Annotated in this window: 15 protein-coding genes; 5 read left to right on the forward strand and 10 right to left on the reverse strand. The window is 71.8% G+C overall.

What is annotated here, in order from left to right; translation table 11 throughout:
- The first annotated feature begins 7 nt into the window (after positions 1–7).
- Both mmsB and ABZ385_RS02325 read left to right on the forward strand, forming a co-directional pair.
- Positions 8–1240: a multiple monosaccharide ABC transporter permease gene (gene mmsB / locus ABZ385_RS02320; RefSeq protein WP_358581712.1), complete on the forward strand. Its 1233-nt coding sequence runs from the start codon at positions 8–10 to the stop codon at positions 1238–1240.
- 38 nt (positions 1241–1278) lie between these two features.
- The gene (locus tag ABZ385_RS02325) at positions 1279–2451 is read left to right on the forward strand and encodes an aldose epimerase family protein (RefSeq protein WP_358909202.1); all 1173 of its coding nucleotides are present in this window, start codon (positions 1279–1281) and stop codon (positions 2449–2451) included.
- 52 nt (positions 2452–2503) lie between these two features.
- On the opposite strand, the gene ABZ385_RS02330 is transcribed toward ABZ385_RS02325, so the two are convergent.
- The 5 genes from ABZ385_RS02330 to ABZ385_RS02350 form a co-directional block, all read right to left on the reverse strand.
- Positions 2504–3247 carry an alpha/beta fold hydrolase gene (locus ABZ385_RS02330; protein ID WP_358909204.1) on the reverse strand — a complete coding sequence of 248 codons (744 nt, stop codon included), beginning with the start codon at positions 3245–3247 and terminating at the stop codon, positions 2504–2506.
- A 34-nt stretch (positions 3248–3281) separates the two neighbouring features.
- Positions 3282–4379 carry a glycoside hydrolase family 43 protein gene (locus ABZ385_RS02335; protein ID WP_358909206.1) on the reverse strand — a complete coding sequence of 366 codons (1098 nt, stop codon included), beginning with the start codon at positions 4377–4379 and terminating at the stop codon, positions 3282–3284.
- Positions 4380–4437: 58 nt separating this feature from the next.
- Complete coding sequence (locus ABZ385_RS02340; RefSeq protein WP_358581702.1) at positions 4438–5433, reverse strand: arabinan endo-1,5-alpha-L-arabinosidase; 996 nt, start codon at positions 5431–5433, stop codon at positions 4438–4440.
- Between the two features lie 37 nt (positions 5434–5470).
- Positions 5471–7009 carry an alpha-N-arabinofuranosidase gene (locus ABZ385_RS02345; RefSeq protein ID WP_358909208.1) on the reverse strand — a complete coding sequence of 513 codons (1539 nt, stop codon included), beginning with the start codon at positions 7007–7009 and terminating at the stop codon, positions 5471–5473.
- A 93-nt stretch (positions 7010–7102) separates the two neighbouring features.
- Entirely contained in the window at positions 7103–9595 is a 2493-nt protein-coding gene (locus tag ABZ385_RS02350) for an alpha-L-arabinofuranosidase C-terminal domain-containing protein (RefSeq protein WP_358909209.1), read from the reverse strand.
- Between the two features lie 221 nt (positions 9596–9816).
- Between ABZ385_RS02350 and ABZ385_RS02355 the strand changes: the two genes are divergently transcribed.
- From ABZ385_RS02355 to ABZ385_RS02365, 3 genes are read left to right on the forward strand one after another with little or no spacing between them, the layout of a single operon-like run.
- Positions 9817–11172, forward strand: a complete 1356-nt coding sequence (locus ABZ385_RS02355; protein WP_358581695.1) for an extracellular solute-binding protein — start codon at positions 9817–9819, stop codon at positions 11170–11172.
- Complete coding sequence (locus ABZ385_RS02360; RefSeq protein ID WP_358581693.1) at positions 11169–12116, forward strand: sugar ABC transporter permease; 948 nt, start codon at positions 11169–11171, stop codon at positions 12114–12116. Before ABZ385_RS02355 ends, ABZ385_RS02360 begins: the two co-directional genes overlap by 4 nt.
- Positions 12113–12976, forward strand: coding sequence for a carbohydrate ABC transporter permease (locus ABZ385_RS02365; RefSeq protein ID WP_358909211.1), 864 nt, complete (start codon positions 12113–12115; stop codon positions 12974–12976). The genes ABZ385_RS02360 and ABZ385_RS02365 overlap by 4 nt, the downstream gene beginning before the upstream one ends.
- Positions 12977–13192: 216 nt before the next feature.
- On the opposite strand, the gene ABZ385_RS02370 is transcribed toward ABZ385_RS02365, so the two are convergent.
- The 5 genes from ABZ385_RS02370 to ABZ385_RS02390 all read right to left on the reverse strand — a co-directional run bounded on the left by ABZ385_RS02370 (position 13193) and on the right by ABZ385_RS02390 (position 19851).
- Complete coding sequence (locus tag ABZ385_RS02370; RefSeq protein WP_358700105.1) at positions 13193–14023, reverse strand: pectate lyase; 831 nt, start codon at positions 14021–14023, stop codon at positions 13193–13195.
- A gap of 68 nt (positions 14024–14091) precedes the next feature.
- A complete protein-coding gene (locus tag ABZ385_RS02375) occupies positions 14092–14943 on the reverse strand; it encodes a hypothetical protein (protein ID WP_358909213.1) in 852 nt (283 codons plus the stop codon).
- Positions 14940–15491, reverse strand: a complete 552-nt coding sequence (locus ABZ385_RS02380) for a SigE family RNA polymerase sigma factor (protein WP_358581683.1) — start codon at positions 15489–15491, stop codon at positions 14940–14942. The genes ABZ385_RS02375 and ABZ385_RS02380 overlap by 4 nt, the downstream gene beginning before the upstream one ends.
- 195 nt (positions 15492–15686) lie before the next feature.
- Positions 15687–18614: a glycoside hydrolase family 3 C-terminal domain-containing protein gene (locus ABZ385_RS02385; protein ID WP_358909215.1), complete on the reverse strand. Its 2928-nt coding sequence runs from the start codon at positions 18612–18614 to the stop codon at positions 15687–15689.
- A 229-nt stretch (positions 18615–18843) separates the two neighbouring features.
- Positions 18844–19851, reverse strand: a complete 1008-nt coding sequence (locus tag ABZ385_RS02390) for a LacI family DNA-binding transcriptional regulator (protein WP_358909217.1) — start codon at positions 19849–19851, stop codon at positions 18844–18846.
- Positions 19852–20093: the final 242 nt, after the last annotated feature.

A 20093-nucleotide genomic window follows, 5' to 3' on the forward strand; every position in this document is an offset into this window, starting at 1 on the left:
GGCCGCCATGACCACCACGACCACTCCCCCACGGGACTCGTCCCCCGCGCCGGCGCCGGCCGTGCGCTCGGCCGGTGCGCTGCTGATCGAGAGCATGCGCTCCAACATGCGCCAGTACGGCATGCTGATCGCGCTGGCGTTCATCGTCGTGCTGTTCCAGATCTGGACCGACGGCACGCTGCTGCTGCCGAACAACGTCTCCAACCTGATCCAGCAGAACGGCTACATCCTCATCCTGGCCATCGGCATGATGATCGTCATCATCGCCGGGCACATCGACCTGTCCGTCGGCTCGCTGGTGGCGTTCGTCGGTGCCATGTCGGCGGTGATGATGGTCAAGCACGACATGCCGTGGGTGCTCGCCCTGGTCCTGTCGCTGCTGATCGGCGCGGTCGCGGGCGCCTGGCAGGGCTTCTTCATCGCGTACGTCGGCATCCCGTCGTTCATCGTGACGCTGGCCGGCATGCTGCTCTTCCGCGGTCTGACGCAGATCGTCCTGGAGGGCCAGTCGCTGGCCCCCTTCCCCGACGGTTTCCAGAACATCGCCAAGGGCTTCATCCCGGAGATGGGCCCGTACACGCAGTACCACAACCCGACGCTGCTCCTCGGCCTCGCCACCGTCGTCTTCCTGCTGCTCCGTGAGATCCGGGACCGCAGGCGGCAGTCGGCGTTCGACCTGGAGGTGCTGCCGACGGGGCTGTGGGTGGCCAAGTGCGTGGCGATGACCGCGGCGGTGGTGGCGTTCACGCTGACGCTGGCCAGCTTCCACGGTGTGCCGGTCGTCATGCTGATCATGTGCGGGCTGCTCATCGCCCTCGGGTACGTGATGCGCAACGCCGTCGTGGGCCGCCATGTGTACGCGCTCGGCGGGAACAAGGCCGCCGCGACGCTCTCCGGGGTCAAGGACAAGCGCGTCACGTTCCTGGTCTTCGTCAACATGGGCGTCCTCGCGGCGCTGGCCGGCTGCGTGTACGCGGCCCGGCTCAACGCGGGCACCCCGCAGGCGGGCCTGAACTTCGAACTGGAGGCGATCGCCGCCTCGTTCATCGGCGGCGCCTCGATGAGCGGCGGTGTCGGCACGGTCATGGGCGCCGTCATCGGCGGTCTGGTGCTCGGCGTGCTCAACAACGGCATGTCGCTCGTCGGCATCGGCACGGACTACCAGCAGGTCATCAAGGGGCTGGTGCTGCTGGCCGCCGTCGGCTTCGACGTGTGGAACAAGCGCAAGGTCGGTCGCTGACCGAATTCCTCTCCCAACTAGTCTATCTGGAGCCGCACATGGAAACGAGCAGACGTACCGTCCTGACCACCGCCGCCGCGGCGGGCCTCACCGCCGCCGTCGCCGGCACCTCGACCTCCTACGCCACGGAAGGCGGCGGGTCCGTGCACTTCGCGAAGCCCGAGAAGGAGCTGTTCGGCACCCTGGCCGACGGCACGAAGGTCCACCGCTGGTCGCTGGCGAACGGCGGGACGCGCCTGAAGGTGCTCTCCTACGGGGGCATCGTGCAGTCCCTGGAGCTGCCGGACCGGCACGGCCGCCACCGCAACGTCTCCCTCGGCTACGACTCGCTCGACGCGTACGTGGCGGGGACGACGTTCTTCGGCGCTTTGATCGGCCGCTACGGCAACCGCATCGCCCGCGGCCGCTTCACCCTGGACGGCAAGGCCCACCAGCTGTCCGTCAACGACGGCGAGAACAGCCTGCACGGCGGCGCCAAGGGCTTCAACACCCGGGTGTGGGACGTGGAGCCGTTCACCGACTCCACCGGCGTCGGCCTGGTCCTGCGGTACGTGAGCGCCGACGGCGAGATGGGCTATCCCGGCACACTGCGGGTGAAGGTGACGTACACCCTCACCGCGCGCGGCGACTGGCGGATCGACTACGCGGCGAGGACCGACAAGGCGACCGTCGTCAACCTCACCAACCACACGTACTACAACCTCGCCGGTGAGGGCAGCGGCGACATCTACGGCCATGAACTGACCCTGAAGGCGGGCCGGTTCACGCCGACCGACGCCGGACTGATCCCGACGGGCGAGCTGGCGAAGGTGACCGGCACGCCCTTCGACTTCCGGCGGGCCAAGACGGTCGGCGAGGACATCCGCGTCGCGCACCCCCAGCTGGTGACCGCCAAGGGCTACGACCACAACTGGGTCCTCGACAAGGGGATCACCCGCCGCCCCGAGCACTTCGCGACGCTGCGGGACCCGGAGTCGGGGCGCACGATGAAGATCGCGACGACGGAGCCGGGCGTGCAGTTCTACTCCGGCAACTTCCTGGACGGCACCCTGACCGGCCCCTCTGGCCGCACCTACCGCCAGGGCGACGGCCTCTGCCTGGAGACCCAGCACTTCCCCGACTCCCCGAACCATCCGTCGTTCCCCTCGACGGTACTGCGCCCGGGCGAGACCTACGCGACGAGCACCGTGCACAGCTTCTCGGCCCGCTGAGCCGGCTCGTGCCGGGCGGCCGCGCACGCGCCGCCCGGCACGGCCGCGAGGGTCACGCGGAAGCGGCGGGCTCGTTCAGGAAGGTTTCGAGCCGCGCGGCGAAGCCCGGGGCCGCGGCGACGAAGTGACCGGCCCCGGGGTGCACGCTCCGCCGGCCGTCGAGCGCCTCCGCGAGAGCGTCGCAGATCCGCTCCAGGGCGACCGCGTGGCCCCCGGACGCGACGAGCACCGCAACTCCCGCGTCCCGGATCGCGACGAGGTCGGGGCGCGCCTCGCCGGTCGGCCGGGCGCCGTGCGCCCGCCGGACCCCGGCGACGACGTCCTCGGGCAGCGGCCCGTCGCCGACGGGGGCGCCCGCGATACGCAGGAACTCGCGCAGTTCGGCCGGGTCCGTGTCCATGCCGTGGGCAAGGACCGCGTCGCCGATGCGCGCCAGCCGCGCCACGTCCGGGTCGCCGGGGACGAGGTGGCTGAGCGGCGGTTCGATCAGCGTGAGGGACCGCACGGCGTGCGGTGCGGCCGCGGCCGCGAGCAGCGTCCCGAGGACGCCGTAGGAGTGGGCGACGACGTGCGGACGGCCGGCGAGCAGCGGCGCCAGGTCCCGGGCGTCCACCGCGAAGTCCTGCCGCACGTGCGGGGGCGGGCTCGGCGGATAGCCCCGGCGATGGGCGTACGCCAGGGTCCAGCGGTCGGCCAGCGGGGCGAGGGCGCCCCACGTCGTCCGCGGGCCGGCGCCGCCGTGCACCAGCAGGATCTCCGGCCCGCGGCCGTCGCGCACCACCACGATCTCGCCCACGGGGCGAGCATAGCGGCGCGCGGCGGGGGCGCGGCTACCGCTTCCGCGCCAGGTCCGGGACCGGTCCGTCCGCCACCGGGACGCCGAAGTCGGGGGTGCCGTCCGGCTTCCAGCCCAGGCGCTGGATGCGGGTGTGGCGGTTCGGGTCGTTCAGGGGGTCGCCGGTGATCTCCTTGTACTGGCGCGCGTGGTAGACGAGGACGTCGGTGCGGCCGTCCTCGGCGACGGTGAAGGAGTTGTGGCCGGGGCCGTACTGCTTGGTCCTGTCGTTGCTGGTGAAGACGGGGCGCGGCGACTTGGTCCAGGAGGCCGGGTCCATGAGGTCGCTGCCCGCCCGGGCGGTGAGGAGCCCCATGCAGTAGTTGGCGTCGGTGGCGCTCGCGGAGTACGTCATGAAGACGCGTCCGTTGCGCTGGAGGAACGAGGCGCCCTCGTTCACCTTGAAGCCGACGCGCTCCCAGTCGTACTCGGGGGTGGTGAGGCGTGTCTGCGGGCCCTTCAGCGTCCAGGGGTTGGCCATCCTGGACAGGAAGACGCCGGTGTTGCTGTCGGTGCCGGGCTCGTGCTGCGCCCAGGACAGGTAGCGCTCCCCCTGGTAGGTGAACGTGGTGGCGTCGAGCGAGAACGTGTCCCAGGCCGTGGCGATCCGGCCCTTCTCCACCCAGGTGCCCTTGAACGGGTCGGGGTGGGCGTTCTCCAGGACCCACATGCGGATCTTCCACACGTCGTCGGCGGGCGCGGAGGCGAAGTAGAGGTACCACTTGCCGTCGATGTGGTGGATCTCCGGTGCCCAGATGTGCGCGGCCATGTCGCCGCTGGTGTGGCGCCGCCAGACGACGGCCTCCTCGGCGGTGGCGAGGCCGCGCAGGGTGCGGGAGCGGCGCAGGATGACGCGGTCGTACTCCGGGGCGGTGGCGGTGAAGTAGTAGCGGCCGTCGCGGTGGCGGTGGATGTGGGGGTCGGCGCGGTGGGGGACGAGGGGGTTGGCGGGACGGGCGGCCTCGGTGGCCGTGGGGGCGGCGGCGTGGGCGCTGCCCCGCGCGAGGCCGAGGGCGCCCGCCGCGCCCGCCGCGGTGGCCAGGGTGCCCTTCAACAGCAGGCGGCGGTGCGGGAGTTCACTGGTGTCACTCATGTGGTGTGCCTTTCCGGGTGGGGGTGCTGGAGGGTGCGGCGGGGACGCGGGAGGGGGCTCAGTAGGCCACGGGCCAGCCGCTCCCCCAGTTCAGGAGGTTCACGCCCAGCTTGGGTCGGCCGCCGTCCTGGCCGTCGTAGTAGTGGTGGACGAGCAGGTCGCCGTCGACGTCCTTCATGACCGACTGGCCGCCGGGGCCGAGGTAGCGGCCGTGCGACTCCAGGACGGGCGTGCCGCCGTTGTCCGTCATCGCGACGCCGTTCCTGTCGCGGTAGGGGCCGGTCACCTTCGTGGCCCGCCCCACCTTGATCTTGTACGTGGAGTCGGTGCCCGCGCAGCACGTGTCGTACGACGCGAAGAGGTAGTAGTGGCCGCCGCGTTTGACGAGGGTCGGTGCCTCGACGGCCTTGGAGCCGGTCGGGCGGGAGGCCAGCGAGCGCCGTGCCGTGTCGCCCGCGTACTGCTTGCCGGTGGCCGGGTCGACGCGGATCAGCTTGATGCCCGTCCACCAGCTGCCGAAGGTGAGCCACCACGTGCCGTCGTCGTCCACGAAGAGGTTGGGGTCGATGGCGTTGTAGTCGCTGTTCGCCCCGGAGGTGTAGACGGCGCCTTGGTCGCTCCAGCTGCCCGGTTCGCCGGTGGCCGACGTCGCGAGTCCGATCGCGGAGGTGTTGGAGCCGAAGCTGGAGACGGAGTAGTACATGAGGTACTTGCCGCCGTGGTAGGAGATGTCGGGTGCCCAGGCCTCCGGTACGGAGGAGTAGCGCGACCACCAGGCGGGCCGGCTGCCGAAGGCGTCCGCGCCGGCCTTGAAGGTGATCCGGTCGGTGGAGGAGCGGTGGCTGATGCCTCCGCCGGTCGCGTAGAGCAGGTACTTGCCCGCCGGGGTGCGGACCATGCTCGGATCGTGCAGGACGGTGTCCCCGGTGACGGGCCCGGGGTCGGGGTAGGCCGCCGCGGTGCCCGGCACGAGGGCGAGCAGCGCGGCGGTGGACAGGGCGAGAAGCACGCGGCGTCTCGCGGGGCGGACGGTGCGCGGGAGGGTGCGGCTCACACAGGTCTCCTCGGGCCGGTGGGGCGGGGGGGGGTGCTCACGTGCGGTCGGGGTTCCGCCCTCGGCCCAGCCTGATCACGTTCCAGGACAGCGGCTCCAGGGTGGCGGTCAGGACGCCGTTCGCGAGGCGCGTGCCCGGCACGTCGTGCGGGGTGACGCGCTCCGGGTCGGCCAGGGTGTTGCGGGCCTCGGGGTCGGCGTCGGCCACGGCGGTGTGCTCGATGACGGCGCCCGGTTCCAGGCCGCTCAGCGTGACTTCGAGGGGCAGCGGGTGGCTCCGGTCGCGGTTGACGGCGAAGACGGTGACGGTGCCGTCGTCGGCGCGCACCGCCGTGGCGTGCAGCAGGGGCACCTCGCCGAACTTCGCCGTGTCGTACGTGGGTGAGTCCACCCGTACGTCGAGGACGGTGCCGCGGCCGTACCGGGAGGCCTGTGCGAAGGGGAAGAACGTCGTCTGGCGCCAGGCGGGCCCGCCCGGCTCGGTGAGGATCGGCGCGATGACGTTGACGAGTTGGGCGAGGCAGGCGACGGTCACCCGGTCGGCGTGGCGCAGCAGGGCGATGAGCAGGGAGCCGAGGACGACGGCGTCGGTGACGGTGTAGTTGTCCTCCAGGAGGCGGGGGGCCTCCTGCCAGTCCTCCTCGGGCTGGAGCGCGGTGCGGTGCTGGTACCAGATGTTCCACTCGTCGAAGGAGAGGTTGATCCGCTTGGTGGACTTCAGGCGGGCGCCGACGTGGTCGCAGGTGGCGACGACGTTCTCGATGAAGGACTCCATGTCGACGGCCGAGGCGAGGAAGGAGTCGCGGTCGCCGTCGATCTCCTCGTAGTAGGCGTGCAGCGAGATGTGGTCGACCAGGTCGTACGTCTCGGCGAGGACGGTCGCCTCCCAGGCGGCGAAGGTCTCCATGGACTGTCCGGAGGAGCCGCAGGCGACGAGTTCGAGGGCCGGGTCGAGCTGCCGCATGGCGCGGGCGGTCTCGGCGGCGAGGCGGCCGTACTCCTCGGCGGTCTTGTGCCCGGTCTGCCAGGGCCCGTCCATCTCGTTGCCGAGGCACCAGAGCCGGATGCCGTAGGGGTCCTTGTCGCCGTGAGTGGCACGCAGGTCCGAAAGTGCGGTGCCCGAGGGGTGGTTGGCGTACTCCAGGAGTTCCAGGGCCTCGGCCACCCCTCTGGTGCCGAGGTTGACGGCCATCATCGGTTCCGCCTGGGGGCCTACGGCACGGACGAAGCGGATGAACTCGGCGAGGCCGAAGCGGTTGCTCTCCGTGGAGCGCCAGGCGAGGTCGAGCCGGCGCGGCCGTTCGTCGACGGGCCCGACGGAGTCCTCCCACTTGTAGCCGGAGACGAAGTTGCCGCCGGGGTAGCGGATGGCGGTGACGCCCAGTTCGCGGACCAGGTCGAGGACGTCGCCGCGCAGGCCGGTCTCGTCCGCGGTGGGGTGGCCGGGCTCGTGGATGCCGGTGTAGACGCAGCGCCCGAGGTGTTCGACGAAGGAGCCGAAGAGCCGGGGGTCGACGTCGCCGACGGCGAAGTCCGGGTGGAGGGTGAAGCGGGCGGGGCGGCGGTCAGGCGTCATGGCGATCCTCAACTGGTGTGCTGGGCATAGCGGTTGGGGGGGGCGGGCCGCACAGGCCGGGGAGGGTGACCTGTGCGGCCGGTCCTCGTCCCATCAGCCGGTCCTGATCCGCAGGAACGTCACGGAGTGGGCGGGGAAGGTGTACGAGAAGGAGGGGCCGACGCCGTCGAGGACCGAGTCGACGGGCTTGACCGGTGAGCTGTCCTTGGTGTTCTCGGCGGCCGGGTCGGCGGCCAGCGTGGTCACCCGTGCCTTCGACGCGACCTTCGCCCGCCCGAGGTCGATCTTGGTGCGGGCCTGTGCCGTCTGGGCGTTGACGACCTTCACGATGAGGTCGCCGGTCGCCTTGTCGCGGGTGACGACCTGGCGGAACGGTTCGGCGGGCTTGTCGTCGGTGAAGGAGCCCCACTTCTCGCCGTCCAGGTAGAGCGTCACCTGGCGGCCGCGCACCTCGACGCGCAGGTCGTAGCTACGGCCCGTCTCGATCTTCGTGGTGTCCTGGATCATCGTCTGCTTGGCGCCGCCGACGGACTTCTCCACGGCCGACTGGGTGTTGTTCCAGCCGCCGAGGTTCCACCAGTAGTGGTTGCCGGTGTCCTTGACGCCGAAGGCGACCATGAAGCCCTCCTTGCCCGACTTCTTGGTGGCTTTGACCTTCAGGTCGTAGTTCTGCCAGCCCTTGTCGCCCGCGGTGACCAGGGTGTTCTCGGCGCTCTCGTCGGACTGGACGTACGCGCCGTCCTCGACGGCCCACGCGCCCCGGCCGGCCGCCCTGGTCCACTTGCCGTCACCGGCCGAGAAGTCGTCGGAGAACAGCGGCCTGCCGTCCGCGCCGGTGACCGTGACGTCGTCGTAGGCGGCGCGGGTGGCCCAGGTGGACAGGCCGATCGCGCCGGTGATCGGGCCGGACGTGGCGGGTGTGCCGGTGGCCCTGGACGGCACGACCTCGTCGCCGACGTTGCGCATGAACAGCTTCTGCGTCTCGTAGTTGGCCGAGCCCCACGACTGGTCGTTGTCGAACCAGATCATGTCGGGCTTCCACTGGACGTAGTCCTCGTTGGCGAGCAGCGGGGCGTACGAGGCGAGCTTGACGACGTCCGCGTTGCGCTCCAGGCCGGTCATGAACGCGGCCTCGGAGAGCGCGTTGCCGAAGGTGTTGCCCTGGGAGGCGTACTCGCCGAGGAAGACCTTGGGGCCGCGCCGGTCGTAGGAGTCGTAGCGGTCGTTGTTCTCCAGGAACCACTGCGGGCTGTTGTAGTAGTGCTCGTCGACCATCGCCACGTCGGCGTCGCGGTTGAGCTTCCAGGCCTTGTCGAAGACGGCTCCGCTGTCGTCGGGCCCGGAGTTGGAGATGACCGTGATCTCCGGGTGCTCGGCCTCGATGGCGGCGCGGAACTGCTGGAAGCGGGCGAAGAACTCCTCGGGCAGGTTCTCCTCGTTGCCGACTTCGAGGTGGGTGAGGCCGAACGGCTTGGGGTGGCCCATCCGGGCGCGCTTCTTGCCCCACTCGCTGCTGACCGGGCCGTTGGCGAACTCGATGAGGTCGAGGGTGTCCTGGATGTGCCGCTTGAGCAGCGCCGGGTCGTCCGTGGCCTTGTTCTGGCCGCAGCCGGTCACCAGGGCGGGCACGACGGGCAGCGGCATGGCGCCGGTGTCCTCGGCGAACTGGAAGTACTCGTAGTAGCCGAGTCCGTAACTCTGGTTGTAGCCCCAGAAGTTGGCGTTGGTGGCGCGCTGTTCGACCGGGCCTATGGTGTCCTTCCACTGGTAGGAGCGGTTGCGCTGCCAGCCGGACTTCTCGTCGTACGCCTCGTGGCTGCCGGTGTTGACCAGGCAGCCGCCGGGGAAGCGCAGGAAGCCGGGCTTCAGGGCGGCGATCTTCTCGGCCAGGTCCTTGCGCAGGCCGTTCTCGCGGCCCTTGTAGGTGTCGCGGGGGAAGAGGGAGATCATGTCCAGCGCGGCCGGGGCGCCCGAGGCGACCGTCAGCCGGCCGGCGGCGGAGGTCCGGGTGGCGGTGAAGGTCGCCCGGTACTTGGCCCAGCCGCCGCGCGCGGTGACGCGGCGGGCGGCCGCCAGTTCGCCCGAGGCGTCGTGCAGGGTGAGGGTGAGGGGCGCGCCGGAGCGCTCGGCGCGGGCCCAGAGCGAGAAGTCGTAGCGCTTGCCCTTCTCGACGGCGATCCCGGTGTTGTAGCCGGCGTTCGTGACGGACGAACCGGCGCCCAGGTGAAGGTAGTTGCGGTTGCGCTCGTTGAGCCGTCCGCCGTCGTCGACGACCTTGGCGGTGCCTCGGGTGTCCCACGAGGTCAGCGGCGTGTAGGAGCGGTTGTCGGCGGGCTCGTACTCGAAGGACCGGTTCTGGACCAGTTCGGCGTACAGGCCGCCGTCGGCCGCGCGGTTGATGTCCTCGTAGAAGACGCCGTACATCGTGTCGTCGATCTTCGCGCCGGTGCCGTTGGCGTCGACGTCGATCGTGTAGTCGGCCGGTTCGGCGGCCGCGCCGGGACCCGCGCCGAGCGTGCTGGCCAGCAGGGCTCCGGCGGTGAGCGCCCCGACGGCGAGAGCGAGACTCCCTCGTCTGTGTGCCATGTCATCCCCACCTGTTCGAAATACCGGACGTCGGTCAATACTTCGAACGGCAACTTAGGAACCCGAGGGAGGCCGCGTCAACGCCTGGGACCAACCCTGCGCAAAGCGTTGACGCGCGAGGAGATCGACTCTACGGTCCGTTCGAACTGACGGGCAGCATTCGATATGTCGAACGCGCCTGTCCCGGAACACCTCCGTCTCAGAGAGAGGGACGAGCCGTCGTGCCTCCACCCCTTGCCACCCGCCGCGGCGTGCTCGGCACTCTCGGGGCGCTCGCCGTCGCGGGCAGCTTCGGCGTCGCGGCCACCGGGCGCGGCGCCTCCGCCATCGCCTCGGACGCCGAGGTCCGCGTCCGCTACTGGAACCTCTTCAGCGGCGGCGACGGCGTCAACATGATCGCCATGCTGGACGCGTTCCGCCGGGCCAACCCCCGGGTGGACGTGAAGGATTCGACGCTCCAGTGGGGCAATCCGTACTACACCAAGCTGGCCATGGCCGCCGCCGGGCGGCGCGCCCCCGACCTCGCCGTCATGCACCTCGGGCGGATCCCGGGCTTCGCGCCCGGCAGGCTGCTCGACCCCTGGGACGTGCGGCTCCTGGCCCGGTACGGCGTGCGGGAGGCGGACTTCGACCCGCTGCTGTGGAAACGCGCCGTCGTCGACGGCAAGCTGTACGGGCTGCCGCTCGACATCCACGCCCAGCTCTGCTTCTACCGCCGCGACGTGTGCCGGCGGGCGGGGCTGCTCGGCGAGGACGGCGAACTGGCCGCCGTCTCCTCGCCCGAGGAGTGGTTCAAGGCGCTCAAGGCCGCGCGGAAGGCGACCAGGGGCGGACTCCAGACCCTCGGCATGAAGGCCAACGAACCCAACTTCAGCTGGTGGTTCTTCCTCTCCTTCTACACCCAGCTCGGCGGCACCTGCCTCAGCCCCGACGGCCGGGACCTCACCTTCGACACCGACAAGGCGGTCGAGGTCCTCGAATTCCTCCGCCGGCACGTCACCGACGGCTACACCACGCCGGTCGGCACCGCCGACGGCGAGATGTTCCTCAACGGCTCCCCCTTCACCTGGGAGGGCAACTGGTCCGTGCCGGTCTTCGGCGGCGCGAAGCTCGACTACGGCGCCACCCCGCTGCCGCCCGTCTTCGGCCGGGCCGCCACGCACGCCGAGTCCCACTGCTTCGTCCTGCCCCACCAGGAGGGGCGCGGCGGCCCCGCCGACGAGGGCGCCCACCAGCTGGCCGCGTACGTCGTGCGGCACGCCCTCGACTGGTCGCGCGGCGGCCACATCCCCGCGTACCGGCCGACGTTGCGGGACGAGAGGTACCGGGCGCTGAAGCCGCAGGCCGAGTACGTCTCGGCCATGGACCACATGGCCGTCGAGCCGCACGTGTGGTTCGCGGGCTCCACCGGCACCCTCGCCCAGCGCATCGGCCCCGTGGTCGCCGCCGCCAACTCCGGTTCCGCGGGGGCCGCCGCCACGGCCCGGCGGATGCGGGGCGTCCTGGAGAAACTGCTCGCGATGAGGGACCCGATGGCCGGCCGGTCCGCCGGCCGCGCGGGAGGTGGCGCCGCGTGAGCACCGTCGACACCGCCCTGCGCCCGGCCGCCGCACGCCCGGCGGCCGCCGTCCGCGCCGACTCGCCCCGGGCCCGCCTCGCCCGCCGCCTCCAGCACGGCGGCTGGTTCGTCGCCCCCTTCCTCGTCCTGTTCGCCCTGTTCGTGCTGCTGCCGATCGGGCGCGGGGTGTGGCTGAGCCTGACCGACGCCAACATCTCCGGCACCGGCGAGCGCTTCGTGGGCCTGGACAACTACCGGGAGGCCTTCGACACCCCGCTGATGTGGGAATCGCTGGGCCACAGCGCGTACTTCACGCTGCTCGTGGTGCCGTGCATCGTCGTCCTCGCGCTCCTGCTCGCGATGCTCGCCCACCACATCGAGCGCGCCAAGTGGCTGTGGCGGCTGTGCTTCTTCGCGCCGTTCCTGCTGCCGTCCACCGTGGCCGGGAACCTCTGGCAGTGGCTGTTCAACCCCGGCACCGGAATGATCAACCACGTCCTCGGCCTGGACACGCCCTGGCTGACCGACAAGTCGACCGCCATGCTCGCGGTGGTCATCACCACCTTGTGGTGGACGGTCGGCTTCAGCTTCCTCCTCTTCCTCGCCGCGTTGCAGAACATCCCCCGGCATCTGTACGAGGCCGCCGAGCTGGACGGCGCGAACGCCTGGCAGCGGATGGTCCACATCACCCTGCCGATGCTGCGCACCGTCACCGGTCTCGTCGTCACCCTCCAGGTCCTCGCCTCGCTCCAGGTGTTCGACCAGGTCGTGGTGATGCAGGACTTCGGCCCGGGGCCGGAGGAATCGACCCGGACGTTCGTGCAGTACACCCTCGAAGAGGGCTTCACCAGCTACCGCGTGGGCTTCGCCTCCGCGGTGTCCATCATCTTCTTCGTGCTCATCGCGGCCGTGGCCCTCGGCCGCCTGTGGCTGCTGGGCAGGCGTGCGGAGGATGTGCGATGAGAAAGGGACACGCGATGCCCGTGAACCGTACGAGGGCCAAGTGGACCGCGGGACAGATCGTCCTGACGGCGCTCGGGACCGCCGTCTCGGCGGTGTGGCTGTCGCCGCTGGTGTGGGCGCTGTTCACCTCCCTGAAGTCGGAGACCGAGGCCGTGGCCGTGCCGACGCACTGGATGCCGCGCGACGTCACGTTCCAGGCGTGGCGGGCCATGTTCGAGACCGGCAACATCACCGACTGGTTCGTGAACTCCGTCGTCGTCTCCGTGTGCGTGACGTCCGTCGTGGTCCTGGTGAGCGCGCTCGCCGGGTACGGCTTCGCGCGCACCGAGTTCCGCGGCAAGAACGCGCTGCTCGGCCTGGTCATGGCGGGCCTCATGGTGTCCCCGGCGGTCCTCGGCGTGCCGCTGTTCAGCACCGTCCAGTCCATGGGAATGGTCGACACGTACTGGGGGATGATTCTGCCGCAGTGCGCGCCGGCCGCGATGGTCTACATCCTCTACAAGTTCTTCCAGTCCGTCCCCAAGGAGCTGGAGGAGGCGGCGTTCATCGACGGCGCCGGGCGCTGGCGGGTCTTCTTCACCGTCGTCCTGCCGCTGTCGCGCCCCTCCCTCGCGGCGGTCGGCATCTTCACGTTCATCGCGTCGTGGAACAACTTCCTGTGGCCCTACATGGTGACCAACAACCCCGACCTGATGACCATGCCGAACGGCATCGCGACGGTCATGAACTCCTACGGCATCCAGTGGGCGCAACTGATGGCGGGCGGGCTGATGGCGGGGCTCCCGCTGATCGTCGTCTTCGTCTTCTTCCAACGGCAGATCGTCGCGGGGGTGGCGCACACGGGCCTGGCGGGGCAGTGAGAGGGGGGCGCCCCCCGGCTGCGCCATCTCCCCGACGCGCTCGAAGCCGGGGACCTAATACCGCGATGCCAGCAGTGGGCCGTAGGGCCGCCGGGTGAGACATGCGGGTGCGGGCGTCCGCCTTCAGGACCGCGACGGGTCGTGAAGGCGGACGTCACGCTCGGCCCGGCATTCGCCCACGGTGTCGGCGGGGGCGTCCGCGTCGGGTGTGCCGTGCTAGTTGTAGGTGATGTCCGACGCCGTGAACTTGCAGTACCTGCCGTCGGGGCCGCTGCCGGTCTCGACGGGCTCGGCGCCGGTGTTGTTGCCGGTGAAGCGCATGCAGGTCTTGATCTTCTTGTTGCCGTCGCCGTGGATGCGGATGTTCCGCAGCGCGGCGGTGTCGCCGTAGTTGGTGTTGATGCCGACGATGGACTTGCCGGGGGCGGTGACGTCGGTGTCGTTGACGATGATGTCGCGCCGGTACTGCTTGGAGCAGTTGCCGCAGGTCCGCACGAGCTTGCCGAAGTCGGAGACCTGGAACTTGTTCACGACGAGCTTGCCCGCGCCGTTGAACTGGAAGACCTTGTCGTCGGCCTTGCGGGCGCCACCGCCCTGGACGGCGTACGTCGAGCCCGCCGAGGTCCCCTTGAACGTCGCGGCGTCCTCGCCGACGTCCTCCCACCAGACGTTCTGCAGGGTGCAGCTGCCCTGGCAGTGGATGCCGTCGGCGGCGGGCGCGCCGATGATGACGTTCTTCAGGGTCGCCCCGTCCTTCAGCTTGAAGAGGGGGTCCTGGCCCTCGTCCTGGCCGTCGCCGCCCAGCTCGCCGCTGCCGTAGTAGCGCTTGAGGCCGCCGTCGCGGGTGCCGGAGACCTCGATGGTCTTGGAGACGGGCTGCTGCCCCTTGGCCTCGGGCCAGCTGCTCGCCGCCCCGGCGGTCGACATCAGGGAGGTGGTGACGAGGGCGGCGCCGGTCAGGGCGAGCGCGGCCGCGCCGCCGATGACGGCGCGGCGGCGGGTCCGGCCGCGGCGGTGGCGTACGGGCCCGTTCGTGGTGGGGGTCATGTCCGGATTTCCTTCGGTGGACAGAAGTGTGCGTCTCCTGGTCGCCACCGGGCGCGGAAAGGTTGCCCTCAACCTCGCGGGTTCGCCGCGGGGGCGAAGTCGCCCTTCCACTCGTCGCGTTCACCGGCGGCGGAGGCCCGGACCGTGTAGCGGTCGGCGTACGCGTCCCGCTTGCCGCCGCGGTGGTCGTACTGCCCGGCGAAGACGTGCTCGCCCACCGGTACGGTGCGCCCCGCCTTGAGCGTCCACCGGTACAGGAGGAAGCCGCCGCGCTCAGCCACCGTGACGTCGAAGTCGCCGACGGGCAGCGAGCGCCAGTTGCCGGTGTCGGCGACCTCGCCGGGCCGGGCGACGCGCAGCTCCACGGTGAGCGCGGTCAGCGGCTTTTTCGCCTTGACGGTGATGTCGCTCTGCGACCAGTACGTGCTGGAGCCGGGGTCGATCGAGCCGTCCGCCCACAGCAGGTCCGCGCCGGACCTCGGGGCGCCGGACCTCGGAGGGGCGGGCGGGGGCGTCTGTCCCCTGGACGGCCCCGCCGAGGGGCCCCGGGAGACGGGAGGCGCGGCCGGGGTGCTGTGCGGCGGCCGGGAGGGCGGGGGCGGCGGCGCGGTCCCACCGGGTCGCGTGGCGGCGGGGGGCGCGTCCGGCGTCTCGCTGGTGGCGACGGACTGCGGATCGGGGTCCTCGCGCAGCGCGGACGCCGCCCCGTACCCGGCCACGGCGCAGAGGGAGGCGACGGCGGCCGTCGCGGTGACCACGCGCAGCCAGGAGGCGCTCGCCCGGAGCGGCTTCGGCGCGCGTTCGGGCCGCGCGCCCGCCGCCATGCCCTGCTCGACGCGGGCCCGCATCCGCTCCCGGTCGGGCCGGTGCGCCTGGGCGGCGCCGCGCAGCTTCCGGCGCACCTCGTCGTCGTCCCTCATGTGCTTCCCCCCGTGTCCGCCGTGACCGCGCGCACCTGTTGCCAGGCGGTGTGCGGACCGAGGCGTCGTTGCAGCTCGGCCATTCCCTTCGACGTCTGGCTCTTCACGGTACCCACCGAGATGCCGAGGGCCTGCGCGGTGTCCTTCTCGGAGAGGTCGAAGGCGTGCCGCAGCACCACGCAGGCCCGCTTGCGGAAGGGCAGCGCGCGCAGCGCCTCCCGCACGTCGACCACGGCCGGCACGTCGGGGTCCGCGACGGCCTCGCCTCGACCCGACCAGAAGAGGGTGACGCGGCGGCGTTCCCGTACGGCGCTGCGGATGCGGCTGCGGGCCATGTTGGCGACGACGCCGCGGGCGTACGCGGCCGGGTGGTCGGCGGCGCGCACCCGGTCCCAGCGGTGCCACAGGGCGAGCAGCGCATCGGCCGCCAGATCGTCCGCGCCGTCCGCCTCGCCCGTCAACAGATGGGCGAGCCGGGCGAGTTCGGCGTAGTGCCGCTCGAAGAAGGCATGGAACTCGGCGGCCGCGTCGTCGGCGGCCGAAGGCATGGGTGTCCTCTTTCCCCCGGGCCCCGGCGCACCGCCCTCCGCGGTCCCGGGTGCCGTCTCCCTGTCGGAACCGCGCACTCTAACGGGTCGTTCCGTCCGCGAGGACACCGGGCGGGGTCACCTCCCCCACGCCGTCGGCGCTCGCGCGGCCGTCCACCGTGCGCACCCGCATCAGCCAGCAGCCGTCGGTGCACGTCATGGGGCGTCCTCCCGTGGTGCGGCGGCGGTGAAGGCGAGCCGGGCCAGGCGGAGCGGACCGCGCAGCCGTACGCGCAGGTCGCGCACCCCGGACACGGCGAAGCCCACGGCACTCTCGGCGTAGTCGTACGTGCCGCCGGTGGGCGCGACGGCGACGGTGGTGGCGGTGGCGCCGGCGATGAGATCGACGGCGCCCTCCCCCGCGGCCTCGATCCGCACGGCGTCGGTCCCGGTCCCGAAGTCGCATGCCTCGAAGAGCAGTTCGCCCACGGAGCCGCCCACGGCCCGCACCGCGTCGCCCGAGGTCTTCGTCCGGTCGACGATCTCGGTGCCGCGCTGCGTGTCGTAGTCGGCCGCCGCCAGGCCGGCCCCCAGTACCGGCCTGGCGGCGAGCGGATCACCGGCGATCTCGACCGGCGCGTGCAGCCGGATGTCCCGGCTCGACGCCCCGGCGAACAGCTCGTGCGTGCCGGGCGCCACGCTCCAGCGGCCCCGGCGTACGTCCCAGAAGCCCAGGTCGCCGACGGGGAGCCGGAATTCGAGGCGGCGCGAGGAGCCGGGCGCCAGGTGGACGCGGCGGTGCGCGGCCAGCTTGCGGTGCGGAGTCACGACGGGGCCGCGGGGCGCGCGGGTGTAGAGCTGCGCCACCTCGTCCGCCGCGACGGCGCCGGTGTTGGTCAGGGTGAAGGCGACGCACAGGGTGTCGCCGTCGCGCTCGCAGGTCAGCCCCTCGTAGGCGAAGGAGGAGTACCCGAGGCCGTGCCCGAACGGGTACAGCGGGGTGCCGTCGAAGTACAGGTAGGTCTGCCGGGAGCCGATGATGTCGTAGTCGAGCAGGTCCGGCAGGTCGGTGTCGGCGGCGTACCAGGTCTGCGGGAGCCGTCCGGCCGGGGAGACGTCACCGGCGACGACGCGGGCCAGCGCGGTGCCCGCGGCCTGCCCGCCGTGCGCGGTCCACAGCAGCGCGGGCAGCTCGGCGTGGGCGGCGGCGACCGCGTACGGATAGGCGCTGACCAGGGCGAGCGCGGTGCGGGGGTTCGCGGCGCGGGCCGCGCGCCACAGCCGTTCCTGGTGGGGCGGCAGGGCGAGGGTGGTGCGGTCCTGGGTCTCGCGGCCGTTGATGTGCGGGTCGTTCCCGGCGACGACGAGCACGGTGTCCGCGGTCGCGGCGGCGCGGGCCACGGCGTCCTCGCCGCGCTCCACGTACACGACCGTGAAGGGCTCGGCGCGGTCGGCCGCGAGAGCTTCGCCCTGGACGGCGACCCGCAGGCCGTCGGCGGCGACACAGACGTAGCCGCCCGTTCCCGTGTGCCTGAGGAGGTACTCGCCCCCGTGCCCGCCGTCCTGCCCGTCCCGGCGTTCGCCCTCGTGGGCGATGAGCGCGAACGTCTCCTGGACGATCCAGCCGCCGGGCTGGTCGGCCGACGCGCGCACGAGGCCGTCGTCGGCGACGGACAGGTAGCGCCCGTCGGGGGCCCGCAGCGTCCAGGCGCCCGCGCCCCAGTCGACGAGGGCGAACTCGGTGGCCCGCGCCCCGTCCGCGCAGACGCCGACCGGCGGCAGGTCGGTGCGGCCGGACAGCAGCGCCGGGTCGAGCACGCCGGCGGCCACCCGCGCCTGAGCGCCGGCGGCGGAGGGCTCCGGCACGCGCAGCCAGCCTGCCGCGCACTTCAGGTGCACCCGGTCCACGCCTTCGGCGAAGGTCACCCGCTCGGCGCCGAAGCGGTCGCGCAGCCCGTCCAGGACGGTGCTCCGGTGGATCAGCCTGCCGCTGTACCAGTCGGTCTTGCACTCGTCGGCGAGGAGCCCGACGACCGCGATACGGCCGCCGTCGGCGGCGGGCGCGAGGGGCAGCAGGCCGTCGTTCTTGAGCAGGACCACGGCCTGTTCGGCGGCCTCGCGGGCCAGTTCCCGGTGTTCGGCCGTGTCGGCGTCGCGCGGGCTCGCGCCGCCGTAGGGGCCGCCGTCCGGGTCGAACTCCCCGAGCCTCAGGCGCACGGCGAGGTGGCGACGTACCGCCGCGTCGATGTCGGCCTCGCTCAACAGACCTGCCGCCAGAGCGCGTTGGACGCGTCCGATGATGAGGTCCGGGTCGGTGCCGTGGTCGGTGAAGCTGTCGACGCCCGCCTTGAGCGCTGCGGCGACGGCCTCCTCGTGGGTGTCGAAGTAGTGCTGGCTCTCCACGAGGTTGCTCGGCGCGCCCTGGTCGGAGCAGATGAGCAGCACGTCGTCGGTCCAGCGCCGCAACTGCTCGCCCAGGTGGGGCGATACGTGGTTGGGGCGGCCGTTGACGAGGTTGTAGGCGGGCATCACCCCGGCGACCGCGCCCGCCTCGACCGCGCCGCGGAAGGCGCGCAGGTCGTACTCGTGCAGGACGCGCGGGCGGACGGAGGAGTTCGTGGTGTCCCGGCGGGTCTCGTTGTTGTGGGCGAGCCAGTGCTTGAGGACGGGCGCGGTGCGCCAGTACGTCGGGTGGTCGCCGCGCAGGCCGCGGGTGAAGGCGGCGGCCAGGGCCGAGGTCAGGTGTGGGTCCTCCGCGTACCCCTCTTCGTTCCTGCCCCACAGGGGGTGGCGCAGGAGGTTCACCGTCGGCGCCCAGACGTTGAGGCCGACGCGGTCGTCCCGGGCGCGCAGGGCGCGGGCCTCCACGGCGACGGCCTCGCCGACCTTGCGCAGCAGGTCGTCGTTCCAGGTCGCGCCGAGCCCGACGGCCTGCGGGAAGACCGTGGCGGGCCCCGGCCAGGCGACGCCGTGCAGGGCCTCCTGGCCGGTGCGGAACGCCTCGACACCGAGCCGGCCGATGGCGGGCGCGCACTGGTGCAGGAGCGCGACGCGTTCGTCGACGGTCAGCCGGGACAGCAGGTCGTCCACGCGCTGGTCCGGCACATGTCCCGGGTCGCGGAACGGCGGCGGGCTCTCGGTCACGTGCGGGTCCCCTCGGCGGGCGGTGAAGCGGAAGCGAATTTCTCGAAGCGCTTCGATGCTGGGTGTTACCTGATGTCCATGTCAAGGCGCCTGCTTCGGAACGCCCCGTCGACCTGCTCAGTACCGGTCGCGGGCCAACTCACGGCTTCTGCGGCGAAGTTCGGCAGGCACCCTTGTGAGGGCTCCGGCGTTCACTTAGTCTCCCCACCGACATCGAAGCGCTTAGCGCTCAGGCGGGCGCGCTCCCCGTGCTGGCTCGCACCGTCAGCTCCGGGGCGATCAGTGTGACGTCGTCCTCGCCGTGTCCGGTCAGCTTGGCGACGATCCGCTCGACGGCCCTGCGCCCCATCTCCTCGGCGGGGATGGCGACCGAGGTGAGCCGTACGGAGGCCTGGAGGGCCACCTGGTCGGGGCAGACGGCGATCACGGACACGTCCTCGGGCACCGCGCGGCCCTGCTGGCGCAGCAGGCCGAGCAGCGGCTCCACGGCCGACTCGTTCTGGACCACGAAGCCCGTGGTGCCCGGCCGCTCGTCGAAGACCCGGGCGAGCGTGGCGGACGTCGGCCCGTACCCCGCCTCGCAGGGCCGGTGCAGCAGCCGCACCCCCAACTCGCGGGCCCTGGCGCGCAGTCCGTCGAGCGTGCGTTCGGCGAAGCCGGTGTGGCGTTCGTAGACGGCGGGGGCCTCGCCGATGACGGCGATGTCCCGGTGACCGAGGCCGGCCAGGTGCTCCACGCACAGCGCGCCCGTCGCCACGAAGTCGAGGTCCACGCAGGTGAGCCCGGCCGTGTCGGCGGGCAGCCCGATCAGCACGGCGGGCCGTTCACTCGCCCGCAGCAGTGGCAGCCGCTCGTCGTCCAGCTCGACGTCCATGAGGATCATGGCGTCGGCGAGACCGCTGCCGGTGACGCGGCGCACGGCCGCCGCGCCCTCGTCGCCGGTCAGGAGCAGGACGTCGTAGCCGTGGGTGCGGGCGGTGGTGGCGACGGCGACGGCGATCTCCATCATCACCGGCAGGTACATGTCGGTGCGCAGCGGCATCATCAGGGCGATGACGTTGGATCTGCTGCTCGCGAGGGCGCGGGCGCCCGCGTTCGGGTGGTAGCCGAGCTGCTCGATGCTGCGCTCGACGCGTTCCCGCGTGCCGGTGGAGATCGAGCGCTTGCCGCTGAGGACGTAGCTCACCGTGCTGGCCGAGACTCCGGCGTGCTTGGCGACCTCGGCGAGGGTGACCATGCGGCTCTCCTGGGGTGGGCGAGAAGGCGGTGCGACCGACCCTAGAGGGGCGCCCCTGACCTGTCCATACGTTGATTTGAAGCGCTTCGACTCCGGTGCGCGGGAGCGGGGCGCCTCTCCCGCCCCGGTCCACTTCCGCGTCTCGAACCCCGGCGTCGGATCAGCGTTCCTCATGCCATGCAGTCGCCGCCGCGGCGAGAAAGGTTGCCGGTTTTGCGGGAAATCTCGGCGCGTTCGCCCGT

Source organism: Streptomyces sp. NPDC005898 (assembly GCF_040629635.1).
Classification (GTDB): Bacteria; Actinomycetota; Actinomycetes; order Streptomycetales; family Streptomycetaceae; genus Streptomyces.